Genomic DNA, 14,051 nt, shown 5'->3' on the forward strand with positions numbered 1-14,051 from the left:
TACAACTCTCAGATGTTCAGGCGCCGATGGCCCGCAACACGCGCTGGTGTACCTCGTTGACGTCGCCCATGGCGTCGATGGTCTTGACCGTGTCGGCGTAGTACTCGAGCAACGGCGCCGTCTCCGTGAGGTAGACCTGCATACGGTTGCGGATCACTTCTTCGGTGTCGTCCGCACGCCCGCGAGCCAGCATCCGCTTGACCACAACATCTTCGTCGACGCCGAACGACAGCACTGCATCGAGCTTGGTGTCGAGCTCGTCGAGGATGTGTGTGAGTGCATCGGCCTGGTCGGTCGATCGGGGGAACCCGTCGAGGATGAACCCCTTGGCGGCGTCCGGCTCGGCAACACGAGCGCGAACCATGTCGATCGTGATCTCCGACGGCACCAGGTTGCCGGCGTCAAGATACTTCTTCGCTTCGAGCCCGATCGGGGTGCCCTGCGAGATGTTGGCGCGGAACAGGTCTCCGGTGGAGATGTGCGGGATTCCCAGGCTTTCCGAGATGAGTTCTGCCTGCGTACCCTTGCCGGCGCCGGGCGGGCCGAGAATCACCAGTCTCACTTGAGGAACCCTTCATACTTGCGCTGCATGAGCTGCGAATTGACCTGTTTGACGGTGTCCAACCCGACGCCGACCATGATCAGCACCGCGGTGCCGCCAAACGGAATGTTCTGCACCGATCCCGAATTGCCGATCTCGAGGAAGAGGTTGGGCAACACGGCGATGGTGCCGAGATAAATGGAGCCGGGCAGAGTGATCCGGCTCAACACGTAGCCGAGGTAGTCCGCGGTCGGCTGGCCCGGGCGGATGCCCGGGATGAAGCCGCCGTACTTCTTCATCTCGTCCGCACGCTCTTGTGGGTTGAACGTGATCGCCACATAGAAGTACGTGAAGAAGATGATCATCATGAAGTAGACGAGGATGTAGACCGGATTGCTCGGATCCACGAGATACGTCTGGATCTGACGCTGCCACCACGAGGGTTCCTCGGTGGAACTCTGCGTCAGCTGGAGGATCAGGTTCGGCAGGTACAGCAACGACGACGCGAAGATGACGGGGATGACGCCGGCCTGGTTCACCTTCAGCGGGAGGTAGGTGGAGGAACCGCCGTACATCTTGCGGCCGACCATCCGCTTGGCATATTGCACCGGGATCCGGCGCTGCCCCTGTTCGATGAACACCACACCCGCGACGATGGCCAGTGCGGCCAGCAACACGAGGAAGAAGACCAGGCCACCACGGGTGTCGAGGATCGTCTTGCCCTCGGCCGGGATGCGGGCGGCGATACCGGCGAAGATCATCAGCGACATACCGTTACCGATGCCGCGCTCGGTGATCAATTCACCGAACCACATCACCACGAGCGCGCCCGCAGTCATCACGAGGACGATGATGAACAACCCGAAGATCGATTGATCCCGCAGGATCTGGTCGCCGTTCTCACACTCGGGGAGCAGATCGCCTCGGTCGGCGAGAGCGACGATGCCGGTGGACTGCAACAGGGCCAGGGCGAGCGTCAGATACCGCGTGTATTGCGTCATCTTCGCCTGGCCGGACTGGCCCTCTTTACGCAACTGCTCGAAACGTGGGATCACCACGGTCAACAGCTGAACGATGATGCTGGCGGTGATGAACGGCATGATGCCGATCGCGAACACCGACAGCTGGAGCAGGGCTCCACCGGAGAACATGTTGATCAGGGAGTAGATGCCGGCCGAGTCGCCCTGAGACGCCGCGTCCAGACACTGCTGAACCTGCTTGTAATCCACGCCGGGCGACGGAATGGTCGCGCCGAGACGATAAAGAATGATGATTCCCAGTACGAAGAGAATCTTCCGCCTCAGGTCGGGTGTCCTGAAGGCCGATATGACGGCGGAACGCACTAACTCCTCCTGGGCAATGTCGCTCCGGCAGCAGCGTTGCACCGGGCTACAAACAACTCTTGGACTCTAACAGTCACGCGCCGGGGATCCGGCGTGCGACCACTGAAGTGGCGGGCGGCGCGCGCAATTGCAAACGCACCGCCCGCCACTGTAGCGAGTCCTGGGTGGTGGGTGATCGACGTCTGCCCTACAGGACAGTCGTGGACCCGCCCGCGGCAGCGATTTTCTCGCTCGCGGACGACGAGAACTTGTTGGCGGAGACCTGCACGGCCACCGACAATTCGCCCTCGCCGAGAACCTTCACCAGCTCGTTCTTGCGAACGGCACCCTTGGCGACCAACTCGTCGACACCCACGGTGCCCCCTTCGGGGAACAGCCGGGCGATGTCGCCGATGTTGACAACCTGGTACTCGACCCGGTTGCGGTTCTTGAAACCCTTGAGCTTGGGCAGCCGCATGTGGATGGGCATCTGCCCGCCCTCGAAGCGAGCAGGCACGTTCTTGCGTGCCTTGGTGCCCTTGGTGCCACGTCCCGAGGTCTTACCCTTGGAACCCTCACCGCGACCCAGGCGGGTCTTCTCTGTCTTCGACCCGGGGGCGGGCCGCAGATGATGCAGTTTGATTGTCATGGAACTAAACCTCTTCGACGGTCACGAGGTGCCGGACCGCATTGATCAGGCCGCGGTTCTGGGCATTGTCCTCGCGGGTGACGGTCTTGCGGATGCCCCGGAGTCCGAGGGTCCGCAGGCTGTCACGCTGGTTGCGCTTGGAACCGATGGTGCTCTTCACCTGGGTGATCTTCAGTTCTGCCATTTCACTACGCTCCCTGTCCTGCTCGGGCTCGCAACATACCGGCCGGTGCGACGTCTTCGATCGGCAGGCCACGACGCGCAGCCACCTCTTCGGGACGCTGCAGCAGCTTGAGCGCTGCCACGGTTGCGTGCACGACGTTGATGGCGTTGTCGCTGCCCAGGCTCTTGCCGAGGATGTCGTGGACACCCGCGCACTCGAGCACGGCACGCACCGCGCCACCGGCGATCACACCGGTACCGGGGCTGGCCGGACGGAGCATCACGACTCCGGCCGCAGCCTCACCCTGAACCGGGTGGGTGATGGTCGCGCCGATCATCGGGACGCGGAAGAAGTTCTTACGAGCCTCTTCGACACCCTTCTGGATCGCCGCGGGAACTTCCTTGGCCTTGCCGTAACCGACACCGACCAGGCCGTTGCCGTCACCGACGACCACCAGAGCGGTGAAGGAGAACCGACGTCCACCCTTGACCACCTTGGAGACGCGGTTGATGGCTACGACGCGCTCGAGCTGGTTCTTGTCTTCCCGGCCGCCACCGCGCTGGTTGTCGCGACGATCACGGTTGCCGCCGCCACCGCGGCGGTCGCCGCCCGCGTTGTTGGCGTTGGGGTCATTGCTGGTACTTCCGGCGGGTCCGCTTCCGGTACCGCCGTCACGACGCTGACGTCCCGGCATCAGATGGTCCTTCCGTTGCAAGTATTCGTATCAATCATCAGAACTCGAGCCCTCCCTCACGGGCGGCATCCGCCAGAGCAGCGATACGACCGTGGTAGCCGTGGCCACCGTGGTCGAACACCACGGCCTGCACACCGGCAGCCTTGGCGCGGGCGGCGATCAGTTCGCCGACCTTCTTGCTCTGTGCCGACTTGTCGCCACCGGCACTGCGGACGTCGGCCTCGATGGTCGAGGCTGCGGCCACGGTGTTGCCGGCGAGATCGTCGACCAGCTGCACGTGGATGTGGCGCGAGGAGCGCTTCACCACGAGCCGCGGCCGTTCGGGAGTGCCGCTGATCTTCTTACGCAGCCGGAAGTGCCGGCGGGCGTTGGAGACACGACGACGGGTGGACACGTCCTTGCCCAGGGGCAGACGCTTGGTCTTCACAGTTTCACTCATGTCACTTACCCGTCTTTCCGACCTTGCGACGGATCTGCTCACCCTCGAAGCGAACGCCCTTGCCCTTGTAGGGGTCCGGACGGCGCAGGCGGCGGATGTTCGCCGAGATCTGTCCGACTTGTTGCTTGTCGATTCCCGATACCGAGAACTTGGTGGGCGATTCCACCGCGAAGGTGATGCCCTCGGGCGCCTTGATGGGCACCGGGTGGCTGTAACCGAGCGCGAACTCGAGGTCGCTGCCCTTGAGTGCCACGCGGTAACCGACACCGAAGATTTCCATCTTGCGGGTGTAGCCCTCGGTGACTCCGGTGACCAGGTTGGCCACCAGGCTGCGGCTCAGGCCGTGCAGTGCACGGTTACGTCGCTCGTCGTTGGGACGGGTCACCACAACGGTGCCATCTTCGACTGCGACACTGATCGGCTCCGAGATGTCAACTGACAGTTGCCCCTTGGGGCCCTTGACGTTGACGGTCTGGCCGTCGATCTTCACGTCTACTCCGGCCGGGATTGCGACCGGGTTCTTTCCAATACGCGACATTAGTTTTGCCCCTTACCAGACGTACGCGAGGACTTCGCCGCCCACGCCCTGGTTGGCGGCTTGGCGGTCGGTCAGCAGACCCGAGGAAGTGGAGATGATCGCCACGCCCAGGCCGCCGAGCACCTTTGGCAGATTGGTGGACTTCGCGTACACGCGCAGACCCGGCTTGGAGACGCGCCGGAGACCGGCGATGCTCCGCTCGCGGGTGGGGCCGTACTTCAGCGTGACGACGAGGTTCTTGCCGACCTCGGCATCTTCGCTGCGGTAGTCCGTGATGTAGCCCTCGCGCTTGAGGATCTCGGCGATGTTGGCCTTGATCTTCGAATGCGGCAGGCTCACCTCATCGTGAAACGCCGAGTTGGCGTTGCGCAGACGGGTCAAGAAGTCTGCGATCGGATCAGTCATGGTCATATCAGACCGTCAACCTTTCTCGCGGCGGTTCCCATGCAGCATGCGCATACCGGTTCCGTTGACCTCCAGGCGATCGCCTGGCCGTCGCGGGCCTTGCACGTCACATCGTGGGCCTACTACGAAGTGAGTTACGTGTCCCTGACCGACCGTTGCCGGTCAGGGCAGTTCAGTCCGACTGGCAAGCCAGTCGGGGGTAGTGCTCCCCCGAATGCACGGATGCACTCGGGAGTTTTCAAAGCCGGAAGCCAAGAAAAAGTGGTCACCTGGGCGTTTCTGACCGACCGAAGGCACGGGTCAGCCGAGGCAACCGTTCTAGTGTAGGGAACGGCGCTGCTCAGGCCAAATTGTCGACCTTCTCGCCAGCCGTCGGCACCCACACCATTTCGGTGCGTATCCGTCGGTGACGGCTAGGACGAGCACGTACCTGGAACAATGGCACACACCATGAGAGAACTCGCTCCAGGAGAGAACACCGCGATCCCGTCGCCGCAGATCAACGTGTCGGTGACCTGCGCATCTCCGGTGAACACGTCGGCGGTCATGCTGGGCCGCGACGGCCGGGTGCGTTCGGACGACGACCTGATCTTCTACAACCAGGCGTCAGGGCCCGGTGTCAGCTATCGCGACGCCGGCGCCTCCGACGTCATCAGCATCGACACCGGCCGGGTGCCCGCCGACATCGAGACCATCGCCATCACCGCCAGTCTCGACGGCAACGGTCCGACCACCTTCGCCACCGCGGGAACGCTGCGCGCCGAATTGAGCGATGGCGCGGGTGTGCCGTCCGTGTCGTTCACCCCGGCACGTCTGACCACCGAGGCCGCGGTGGTGTGCATGGAGGTGTACCGACGCGGCGACACATGGAAGGTCCGGGCCGTCGGCCAGGGATACGACGACGGACTCGCCGGACTCGCGAAAGCCTTCGGCATCCAGGTCGACGACGATCCGGTGACCACTCCCCCGGCGCCCGACCCCATGCCCTGGCCCCCGGCCGGACAGCCCACGCAGCCCCCGGCTGCATCGTCGTACACCCCGACGCAACCGGTGTCACAGCCGACGAACATGCCATCACCCCAGAACCAGGGAGTCCACGCCATGAACAGTGACCTTTTCGCACCGGCACATGCCGAGGTGTCGGGCACCGGAATCCAGAAACAAGGCAGCAAGATGTGCCGGGTCGGTATGAACGGCGAAGTGATGGCCCGATCCGGGTCGATGGTTGCCTACCAGGGCGACCTGAAGTTCGAGGCCCTCGGATCCGGCGGTATCGGCCGGGCCATCCGCAACACCCTCACGGGCGAGGGCGTCCCGCTGATGAAGGTCACCGGACGCGGCGATCTGTTCCTTGCCGATGCCGCGAGCGACGTCCATCTGATCGACCTCGACGGCACCGACGGCCTGACCATCAACGGCGCCAACGTTCTCGCCTTCGACTCCACGCTGCGCTATGACGTCAAACGGATGCAGGGCGCAGCCGCGCAGAGCAATGCCGGTCTGTTCAACTGCGTCTTCACCGGCCGCGGCCGGATTGCCATCACCACCGACGGCAACCCGGTAGTGCTGACCGTCGATCAGCAGACCTATGCCGACCCGAATGCCGCGGTCGCGTGGTCGTCGAGCCTGCAGACCAGCGTCAAGCGCAACGATTCGTTCAACCTCGGAACCCTGATGGGACGCAGCACCGGCGAGCGCTTCACGCTCGCGTTCAGCGGCCAGGGCTTTGTGGTCGTCCAGCCGTCCGAGATGCCGCCGGGTGGACTCATCGGTGGAACCGGCGGTGGGCAGCAATCCGGTGTCCAGGGCGGGCTCGGCGGACTACTAGGGCGCTGATCCACCACCTTCATCCCGGAGCAAGGTCACCGAGGGCAGATAGCCCTTAGCCACCGCTGACGGGGACGATCGGGGTGGGATCCGGCGGTGGGCAGCAATCCAGGGTTCGGCTGGGCTCGGGCGGATACTGGGGCGCTGACCCACCACCTTCATCCCGCAGCAAGGTCACCAAGGGCAGATAGCCCTTCACCACCACTGACGGGGACGATCGGGGTGGGATCCGGCGGTGGGCAGCAATCCAGGGTTCGGGGCGGGCTCGGGCGGATACTGGGGCGCTGACCCAACACCTTCATCCCGCAGCAAGGCCACCGAGGGCAGATAGCCCTTAGCCACCGCTGACGGGGACGATCGGGGTGCGAATTCGATGGCGGTCGGTCCGGGTGATGGACCGGATGTCGGCGAGGACATCCTCCCAGCCGTACAGGACGTCGTCGTAGGTGATCCGCATCGTCAGCCACCTGTCCAGCAGAGCCTTTCGGTCGCGACGACGGTCATTGCGGTAGTTCTCCAGGCTCGTGTGGTGGCTCTGGCTGTCGCACTCGATCAGCAGCCGGCCCACCCGCATGTCGACTCGACCGATCCCGAGGACCACCGGTTGCACAATCACGGTGAACCCCGCCGCACGAAGCCGCAGGCGCGTGATCGATTCGGTCCCCGACTGAGCTTGCGGTTCGCACTTGTCCATCAGATCCGAAACCCGTTGTGTCACAGCGCCCATCGACATCTTGAGCCCGGCGATCGTCAGGCCGCCCGAGTTCAGCGCCGAGTCGCAGACGACAATCCAGTCCTCCGCACCCATGCAGCGCGCAGCGCAGTCGAGCGCCACCGGAATCGAGTCGACCGCGGTGGTGACCGGCATCGGCCGCCCGTGGCCCTGACACGAACGCGTGCCGTGCGTTTTGTTGTGCTTACTGGCCCGCACGTGAACGCGGTCGTAGCCCGGCGGCACCCACAGTCCGTGATGGCGCAGGGCCGACACGCAGCTGAGCGCGCCGCCGCGTCGAACAGCCTCGGCAACAACAGCATTGGCCGTCGCAGTTGCGTACCAGCCAGCGCGCAGCCTGATCAGCGAACCGTCGCGAACCTGTTTTCGCAGCTGCCACCCGTCCAGCCCCTGCTGCTGCAGCTCCGGACGACTGTAGACACCGATCTCCATGGCGATCAGACGCACCAACAAGGTCGACGGCCCCAGTCGCACCAGGATCATCCCCCTGACCTGCAGCGAAGGGCATATTTCCTTCGATGGCGACGCAGCGGGCTGATCGCGGTGACTTGTCCGACCCCACTGCTCTAGTGGTCGCAACCGAACGAAGGAGTGAACATGTCCGACCACGCTGCAGCCATCCGAGGACTTCCACGCTGGCACCGCGATCCGCGGGTGAACGCGACCATTTCGAGGATCCGTGCCCACGGCTGGGCTGTCACAGCCGTGAGCGAGGAGTGCGAGTGCAACTCGCCCGAGTGCGAGCCGCCCGACTGCTCGTTCGCCTACACGACCGGCCTCGGCCTGCATTCATTACCGGAGCTCGTCGTGTACGGGCTCGACGCCAGGACAAGCGGCTCGGTCCTGAACGAGCTCGGCAACGTGCTCCACCGCTACGAGTGGACCGACATCGTCGACCAGAGTGTCGACGTACCACTGCAATCGATCGATGTCCCTGTCCGCCTCATCGAACTGATCGACAAGGACGATCTGATCATCACAAACGAATTGTTCCCCGATTCGCCTGCGCTGCAGGTCGTTTGGCCGGATGAGTATGGGCAGCACCCGTGGGAGGAGGGTTACGCTCTGCGTCCCGAACATCAGCTGCTCAAGGGCGTCCTGCCGAGCGCTGACAACCGTCCGAGGGGCCCGCGAGTCATCACCCCACACGCCGGACCGAACCGAGCCCAGCGTCGTCACACGCAGCGACGCAAGAACAGACCTTGACCACGCGCTCCCCGCCGACGCGAAAGGCGCCCCACCCGAAGGTGGAGCGCCTTTCGTCAAAGCCTGACGGTGAGCCTGGTGGCTACCAGATCACCAGCTGCTCTTCTGCACGCCGGGCAGCTCGCCCGCGTGTGCCATCTCGCGCAAGCAGATTCGGCACAGGCCGAACTTGCGGAACACCGAGTGCGGGCGACCGCAACGGTTGCAGCGGGTGTAGCCACGCACGGCGAACTTGGGCTTCTTGTTGGCCTTGTTGACCAGAGCCTTCTTTGCCATGTCAGTTGTCCTTCACGTTGGGGTCTTTGAACGGGAAGCCGAGCTGACGCAGCAGTGCCCGACCTTCGTCATCGTTGGTCGCGGTGGTGACGACGGTGATGTCCATACCACGCGGACGGTCGATGTTGTCGATGTTGATCTCGTGGAACATCGACTGCTCGTTGAGACCGAAGGTGTAGTTGCCGTTGCCGTCGAACTGGCGATCGCTCAGGCCGCGGAAGTCACGGATACGCGGAAGTGCGATCGACACGAGGCGGTCGAGGAACTCCCACATGCGGTCGCCACGCAGGGTGACGCGAGCGCCGATGGGCATGCCTTCACGCAGCTTGAACTGTGCGATCGACTTGCGGGCCCGACGAACTTCTGGCTTCTGACCGGTGATCAGTTCCAGGTCCTTGATGGCGCCGTTGATCAGCTTGGCGTCACGGGCGGCGTCGCCGACACCCATGTTGACCACGACCTTGACGACGCCGGGGATCTGCATGACGTTGTCGTAGGCGAACTCTTTGTTCAGCGCGTCTTTGATCTCTTCGCGGTAGCGGAGCTTCAGTCGCGGCTGGATCTTCTCAGTTGTGCTCATGTCAGATGTCCTTCCCGTTCTTGCGGGAAATGCGCACGCGCTTGCCGTTGTCGTCGGTGCGGTAGCCGATGCGCGTCGGGGTGCCGTCGGAATCGACGACCATCACGTTCGAGACGTGGATGGGGGCTTCCTGGGTGACGATGCCGCCCGAGGATGCGCCGCGCTCATTCTGCGAGGCCGAGGTGTGCTTCTTGATGCGGTTGACGCCTTCGACGAGGATTCGGCTGCGCTGCGGGTAGGACTCGATGACCTTGCCCTTGGCGCCCTTGTCCTTACCGGAGACGACGATCACGGTGTCGCCCTTGTGGATCTTCATGTCAGAGCACCTCCGGAGCCAGCGAGACGATCTTCATGAACTTCTTCTCACGCAGCTCACGGCCGACCGGGCCGAAGATGCGGGTTCCGCGAGGATCGCTTTCGTTCTTGATGATGACGGCGGCATTCTCGTCGAAACGGATGTACGAACCATCCGGACGGCGGCGCTCCTTGGTGGTGCGCACGATGACCGCTTTGACAACCTCTCCCCGCTTGACGTTTCCGCCGGGGATGGCGTCTTTGACAGTGGCGACGATGACGTCACCGATGCCGGCGTAGCGCCGTGACGAGCCTCCGAGCACGCGAATGCACAAGATTTCCTTGGCACCCGTGTTGTCGGCGACCCGCAGGCGTGACTCCTGCTGGATCACTTTGTAGTCTCCTTGACCTGGTTTACTTCTTGCACGCCGAATTTCCGACCCGACGCACGCGGTCTCGCCGCCCGGGCACAACTGTGCCCAGGCAACCGCTCAAGTGTAGAGAACCAGCAGGTGGAAACCAAATTGCTGCGAGAAGGACCGGAGACACAACAGTGACGTCGGGTTTTCACCAGTCATCGAGGTGCGTGTACCCGTCTTGGATGGCCCGCGCGAGAAGCTGCGCTTTTGTACGGGCCGGTCGTCCGACGAGATCGTACTTGCCCCGGATCCGGGTGATGTGGGTGCTGACTGTGGCCGGCGTGATGAACAGCGATGCTGCCGCCTCGACTTTGGAGTCGGCCGCAAACCAGGCCAGGAGCACCTCTACCTCCCGCGGCGACAGGGTGGGTACGGCCACCGAATCCGCCTGGCCCCCCGCGCCGGGAGTGCGCCCCGGATGCACATCTTCGACTGTCATGGACTTCGCTCCCCCTTCCGTGATGACCGTCGCAGCACACGCCGTGTCGACGACGACCCGCCGCGATGGTGTGCACTGCACCGACCGCAACCCCCTCCTCGGATGGCGACCGGCACCGCAAATCTAGCGCTTGATGCCGTAAAAGGCTCAATCACAACATCTTTCGCAAGGGTCACTAGTCGTCCGCACCGCTCAGACCAACCTTGCCGATGAAGCACCCGTACTGCCGATCGAGGCATCGAAATCCGGCGGACGGGCACCTGACCTCGTCGGACACGTCGCGCGCACCTAGGTTAGTGTTGGCTTACTTAATCGGTTCTAGGAGTGCATATGAACTTTCGCAAGAGTGTGGCCGGCTTCGCCCTGGTCGGCCTGACCGTCTTCGGAGTCGCCGCGTGCAGCGACGACAGCGAGTCCGAATCCGCGTCCTCGACCACGGCCTCGGCGACATCCCAGAGCTCTGCGGACACGTCCGGCACGGCCACCGAGTCGGGGTCGACCCTCGAGAGCTCCACGGCACAGGAGATCTTGCGCACGGTCCTCACGCCCGAGACCGCGCCTGCCGACTCGGCGAAGTTGGTCGACTCGACGGATCCGTCCATCGGCGCGCAGCTGACCGGATTGTCGCGCGGCTTCACCGCCGCCGGTTACACACCGGACAAGTTCACGGTCACCACGGTGACGGTGAACGGAGAGAACAAGGCCACCGCGAACGTCGAGGTGGCGAGCCCGCACACCCCGCAGCCGGTGGCCATGCCCATCGACTACGTCTACACCGACGGCACCTGGAAGCTTGCAGGATCGTCCGTCACCGACCTCGCCTCCATGGGGTCCACGCACGGCGGCTGACGCGACCGCAACCTGATCGGAGCCGATGCGCGGTGCCGGGTCACCTCGGTGGCCGGGCACCGCGCTTCGTTGTCTCAGGCGACCGCCGTGGCCACCGAATGCGCCACAGTTTCCGCCGACTCCTGTTGGGCGGCGCATAAGCTGGCACGAGCAGGCGATGGACAGCCGAATGAGCGGAGCGCACCGATGACACAAGGCCAGGATTCCGATCGTCAACGGCCTGATCTCACCAAGCCCACGCCCGCCGGTCGAACGCACAGCACAGAGCCCATCGCCACCGCCTCATGGTCATCCGGCCCTTGGCCGCCGTACGACCCCGAAGGATCGGGTGGATTCCGAGACCCCCTCGCGAGCCTCGACCCCGCGTATCCCCCGTACCCCGGGGCCTACCCGCCACTGACGTATCCGGGCGGTTCACCCGGCCTCTACGCGTACCCGGTCAATCCGTATGCGACTGCCCGCCCCCGGACGAACTCGATGGCCAACGCGGCCATGATCTGCGCCCTCATCTCCGTTCCCGCCACGTTCATCTGCCTGGGTGCGCTGCTCGCCCCCGCGGCGGTGATCATGGGATTCGTGGGCTTGGGTCAGATGAAGAACACCGGGGAGACAGGCGAGGCCCAGGCATGGACGGGCATTGCCATCGGCGGCCTCATGACGTCATTTGTCCTCATGCTTTTCATGGCACTCGCGCTGGCGATCGGTTCCTGAGGTGAACGTGGCCGGCGGGCCGATCTTTCAGGTCGCGTGGGTGGTGGCCGACATCGACGCCGCCGAAAAGGAATTCACCGACCGCTACGGCGTCCGATCGTGGTTACGCATCCCGGACGTGGCGTTCGGCCCAGGCGCGTGCTCCTACCGCGGCGCACCCGCCGACTACTCGATTCACGTATCACTGGGATACGCCGGCGGTCAGCAGCTCGAATTGATCCAGCCCGTCTCAGGAGTCAATCTCTACACCGAATTCCTCGATGCGCACGGGCCGGGCCTTCACCACATCGCCTGGCTACCAGATGATTTCGATGCGGCCATCGCCGACCTGAAGGCTGCGGGCACACAGATCCTCCAGGACGGCGTGTTCGAGGGCGTCGGTATGGAGTTCGCCTACATCGGCGGCGGTCCGATCGGGTCCTACGTCGAACTGATGAAACTGTCCGACGACATGCGTGCGATGTTCGACGGGTTGATCCCCGACGGCTACACCAATCCATGGCGGCCGACCGACAACTGAGTCAGACCGACAACGGAGTCAGTCCGCCGACCGGCCGTTGTCGGCCGCGTAGACCGCGCCGTGCACGGCCGCGGCGTCGTCACTGGCGAGGAAGGCGATCAGTTTCGCCACATCCGCGGTATCGGCGAACCCTCGCGGCGACGCCGCTCGCATCACCAGATCGAAGTCGGCGTTCGAGGGCGGTGCGAAGTTTGTCACCTGCGGGGTCAACATTCCTCCAGGACACACCGCATTGACCCGCAGTCCCGTGTGGGCATACTCCACAGCGAGCGCTCGGGTGAGGCCGACGAGGCCGTGCTTGGCCGCGCAGTATCCGGCCGAGTACGCCTGACCCTGGACCCCCGCCACCGACGAGACGTTGACGATGCTCCCCCGGTTCTCGATCAGCTGAGGCAATGCCGCCTGGATCAGATGAAAAGGACCACTCAAATTGACAGCGAGATCGCGCTGCCAGTCGTCGTCGGTCACCTCCGTGGTGTGACGCATGGTGTGTGCGCCCGCGACGTTCACGAGTGCGTCGATCCTGCCGAACCGATCAACACAGGCCTCGATCGCTTGCCGGCACTGCTGGGCATCGACGAGGTCGCCGATCTGGAATCGGCCGTCCGGCACGCCGTCGAACACGGCCGCCAGCCGATCGGCATCACGGGCAAAGCCGAACACTTCTGCGCCGCGCGCAGAAAACAGTTCGACCACAGCGGATCCCAGACCGGACGAGGCGCCAGTGACAAAGACCACTTTCTTGTGCAGCGGGTCGGTAATCATCGTTCAATATAAGCATGGCCGCTTAACGGTGATGTGGCTTACGAACTTCATTCGGGCCGACTCGGCGGAATGAGACGGGAGGGGCCACAGTGACGGACACCGGAACCGACCGCGGCAAGCGAGAATTGCTCGACGCCGCCGAGAGATTGATCGCCACCCGCGGCTACGAGGTCCCCCTCCGCGACATCGCGATCGAAGCCGGACATCGCAACAACTCAGCCGTGCAGTATCACTTCGGGAACCGCGAGGGATTGATCGCCGCGATCGTCGCCCGACGTCTCGGACCCATGGAACTCGTGCGATCACAGATGCTGAAAGAGCTTGCCGCACAGAACAAAGAGCCCAGCATTCGCGACCTGATCAGCGTCCTGGTCTTGCCCATTCTCCAGATGAAGGGCACCCACTACGCACGGTTTCTCGAGGTCATCAGGACGGCCTGGCCGGACGAGACACTGCAGCGCCACGATACGGAATGGCCCAAAGTACTTGAACGACTGACCAAATCGATCGACGCCGATCGAGCAGCACGTAACCGACGGGTCGCAGCCGTCGCGACGACGATGTTCGCGTTGATCGCCGACTACGAGCGGCGTACCGAAGCCGGCATGCAATCGGACTCCGAACCTGACGAAATCATAGATATGCTAACGGCAATCGTGACCGCGAAGATCATTCGATAAC

21 protein-coding genes are annotated in these 14,051 nt (G+C 63.8%); 6 read left to right on the plus strand and 15 right to left on the minus strand.

The window, feature by feature from the left end:
- Nucleotides 1–16 precede the first annotated feature (16 nt).
- The 8 genes from KXR83_RS12720 to rpsH all read right to left on the minus strand — a co-directional run bounded on the left by KXR83_RS12720 (nt 17) and on the right by rpsH (nt 4,757).
- Complete coding sequence (locus KXR83_RS12720) at nt 17–562, minus strand: adenylate kinase (protein WP_023955945.1); 546 nt, start codon at nt 560–562, stop codon at nt 17–19.
- Complete coding sequence (secY, locus tag KXR83_RS12725) at nt 559–1,884, minus strand: preprotein translocase subunit SecY (RefSeq protein WP_437425145.1); 1,326 nt, start codon at nt 1,882–1,884, stop codon at nt 559–561. The genes KXR83_RS12720 and secY overlap by 4 nt, the downstream gene beginning before the upstream one ends.
- Before the next feature lie 187 nt (nt 1,885–2,071).
- Nucleotides 2,072–2,512 carry a 50S ribosomal protein L15 gene (gene rplO / locus KXR83_RS12730; protein WP_023955949.1) on the minus strand — a complete coding sequence of 147 codons (441 nt, stop codon included), beginning with the start codon at nt 2,510–2,512 and terminating at the stop codon, nt 2,072–2,074.
- Between the two features lie 4 nt (nt 2,513–2,516).
- Nucleotides 2,517–2,696 carry a 50S ribosomal protein L30 gene (gene rpmD, locus KXR83_RS12735; RefSeq protein WP_023955951.1) on the minus strand — a complete coding sequence of 60 codons (180 nt, stop codon included), beginning with the start codon at nt 2,694–2,696 and terminating at the stop codon, nt 2,517–2,519.
- A gap of 4 nt (nt 2,697–2,700) precedes the next feature.
- Nucleotides 2,701–3,369, minus strand: coding sequence for a 30S ribosomal protein S5 (rpsE, locus tag KXR83_RS12740; RefSeq protein ID WP_023955953.1), 669 nt, complete (start codon nt 3,367–3,369; stop codon nt 2,701–2,703).
- A gap of 37 nt (nt 3,370–3,406) precedes the next feature.
- Complete coding sequence (gene rplR, locus KXR83_RS12745) at nt 3,407–3,808, minus strand: 50S ribosomal protein L18 (protein ID WP_030164684.1); 402 nt, start codon at nt 3,806–3,808, stop codon at nt 3,407–3,409.
- 1 nt (nt 3,809) lies between these two features.
- Entirely contained in the window at nt 3,810–4,346 is a 537-nt protein-coding gene (gene rplF / locus KXR83_RS12750) for a 50S ribosomal protein L6 (protein ID WP_023955957.1), read from the minus strand.
- Nucleotides 4,347–4,358: 12 nt separating this feature from the next.
- Nucleotides 4,359–4,757 carry a 30S ribosomal protein S8 gene (gene rpsH, locus KXR83_RS12755; protein WP_023955959.1) on the minus strand — a complete coding sequence of 133 codons (399 nt, stop codon included), beginning with the start codon at nt 4,755–4,757 and terminating at the stop codon, nt 4,359–4,361.
- A gap of 444 nt (nt 4,758–5,201) precedes the next feature.
- Here rpsH and KXR83_RS12760 point away from each other — a divergent pair, with 444 nt between their 5' ends.
- On the plus strand, nt 5,202–6,587 hold the full coding sequence (locus KXR83_RS12760; RefSeq protein WP_437425146.1) for an AIM24 family protein: 1,386 nt from the start codon (nt 5,202–5,204) through the stop codon (nt 6,585–6,587).
- Nucleotides 6,588–6,912: 325 nt separating this feature from the next.
- Here the strand turns inward: KXR83_RS12760 and KXR83_RS12765 are convergent, their stop codons facing one another.
- Nucleotides 6,913–7,794, minus strand: coding sequence for a hypothetical protein (locus tag KXR83_RS12765; protein WP_437425147.1), 882 nt, complete (start codon nt 7,792–7,794; stop codon nt 6,913–6,915).
- Between the two features lie 114 nt (nt 7,795–7,908).
- Between KXR83_RS12765 and KXR83_RS12770 the strand changes: the two genes are divergently transcribed.
- Nucleotides 7,909–8,517, plus strand: coding sequence for a DUF4262 domain-containing protein (locus tag KXR83_RS12770; RefSeq protein WP_437425148.1), 609 nt, complete (start codon nt 7,909–7,911; stop codon nt 8,515–8,517).
- Nucleotides 8,518–8,607: 90 nt separating this feature from the next.
- Here the strand turns inward: KXR83_RS12770 and KXR83_RS12775 are convergent, their stop codons facing one another.
- The 5 genes from KXR83_RS12775 to KXR83_RS12795 form a co-directional block, all read right to left on the minus strand.
- Complete coding sequence (locus KXR83_RS12775; protein ID WP_023955966.1) at nt 8,608–8,793, minus strand: type Z 30S ribosomal protein S14; 186 nt, start codon at nt 8,791–8,793, stop codon at nt 8,608–8,610.
- 1 nt (nt 8,794) lies between these two features.
- On the minus strand, nt 8,795–9,373 hold the full coding sequence (rplE, locus tag KXR83_RS12780; protein ID WP_023955968.1) for a 50S ribosomal protein L5: 579 nt from the start codon (nt 9,371–9,373) through the stop codon (nt 8,795–8,797).
- 1 nt (nt 9,374) lies between these two features.
- Nucleotides 9,375–9,689, minus strand: a complete 315-nt coding sequence (gene rplX, locus KXR83_RS12785; protein ID WP_023955970.1) for a 50S ribosomal protein L24 — start codon at nt 9,687–9,689, stop codon at nt 9,375–9,377.
- A gap of 1 nt (nt 9,690) precedes the next feature.
- Nucleotides 9,691–10,059: a 50S ribosomal protein L14 gene (gene rplN / locus KXR83_RS12790; protein ID WP_023955972.1), complete on the minus strand. Its 369-nt coding sequence runs from the start codon at nt 10,057–10,059 to the stop codon at nt 9,691–9,693.
- 175 nt (nt 10,060–10,234) lie between these two features.
- Nucleotides 10,235–10,525, minus strand: a complete 291-nt coding sequence (locus tag KXR83_RS12795) for a helix-turn-helix domain-containing protein (protein WP_081906635.1) — start codon at nt 10,523–10,525, stop codon at nt 10,235–10,237.
- 330 nt (nt 10,526–10,855) lie between these two features.
- On the opposite strand from KXR83_RS12795, the gene KXR83_RS12800 reads away from it, so the two are divergent.
- From KXR83_RS12800 to KXR83_RS12810, 3 genes are all read left to right on the plus strand, one after another.
- Nucleotides 10,856–11,374: a DUF4878 domain-containing protein gene (locus tag KXR83_RS12800; protein ID WP_437425149.1), complete on the plus strand. Its 519-nt coding sequence runs from the start codon at nt 10,856–10,858 to the stop codon at nt 11,372–11,374.
- A 186-nt stretch (nt 11,375–11,560) separates the two neighbouring features.
- Nucleotides 11,561–12,085, plus strand: coding sequence for a DUF4190 domain-containing protein (locus tag KXR83_RS12805; protein ID WP_437425150.1), 525 nt, complete (start codon nt 11,561–11,563; stop codon nt 12,083–12,085).
- Nucleotide 12,086: 1 nt separating this feature from the next.
- On the plus strand, nt 12,087–12,605 hold the full coding sequence (locus KXR83_RS12810; RefSeq protein ID WP_437425151.1) for a VOC family protein: 519 nt from the start codon (nt 12,087–12,089) through the stop codon (nt 12,603–12,605).
- Between the two features lie 18 nt (nt 12,606–12,623).
- On the opposite strand, the gene KXR83_RS12815 is transcribed toward KXR83_RS12810, so the two are convergent.
- Nucleotides 12,624–13,370, minus strand: a complete 747-nt coding sequence (locus KXR83_RS12815) for an SDR family NAD(P)-dependent oxidoreductase (RefSeq protein WP_437425152.1) — start codon at nt 13,368–13,370, stop codon at nt 12,624–12,626.
- Nucleotides 13,371–13,459: 89 nt separating this feature from the next.
- On the opposite strand from KXR83_RS12815, the gene KXR83_RS12820 reads away from it, so the two are divergent.
- A complete protein-coding gene (locus KXR83_RS12820) occupies nt 13,460–14,050 on the plus strand; it encodes a TetR/AcrR family transcriptional regulator (protein ID WP_437425153.1) in 591 nt (196 codons plus the stop codon).
- Nucleotide 14,051 lies beyond the last annotated feature (1 nt).

The sequence above is a fragment of the Williamsia muralis genome (assembly GCF_051487485.1).
GTDB lineage: Bacteria > Actinomycetota > Actinomycetes > Mycobacteriales > Mycobacteriaceae > Williamsia > Williamsia muralis_B.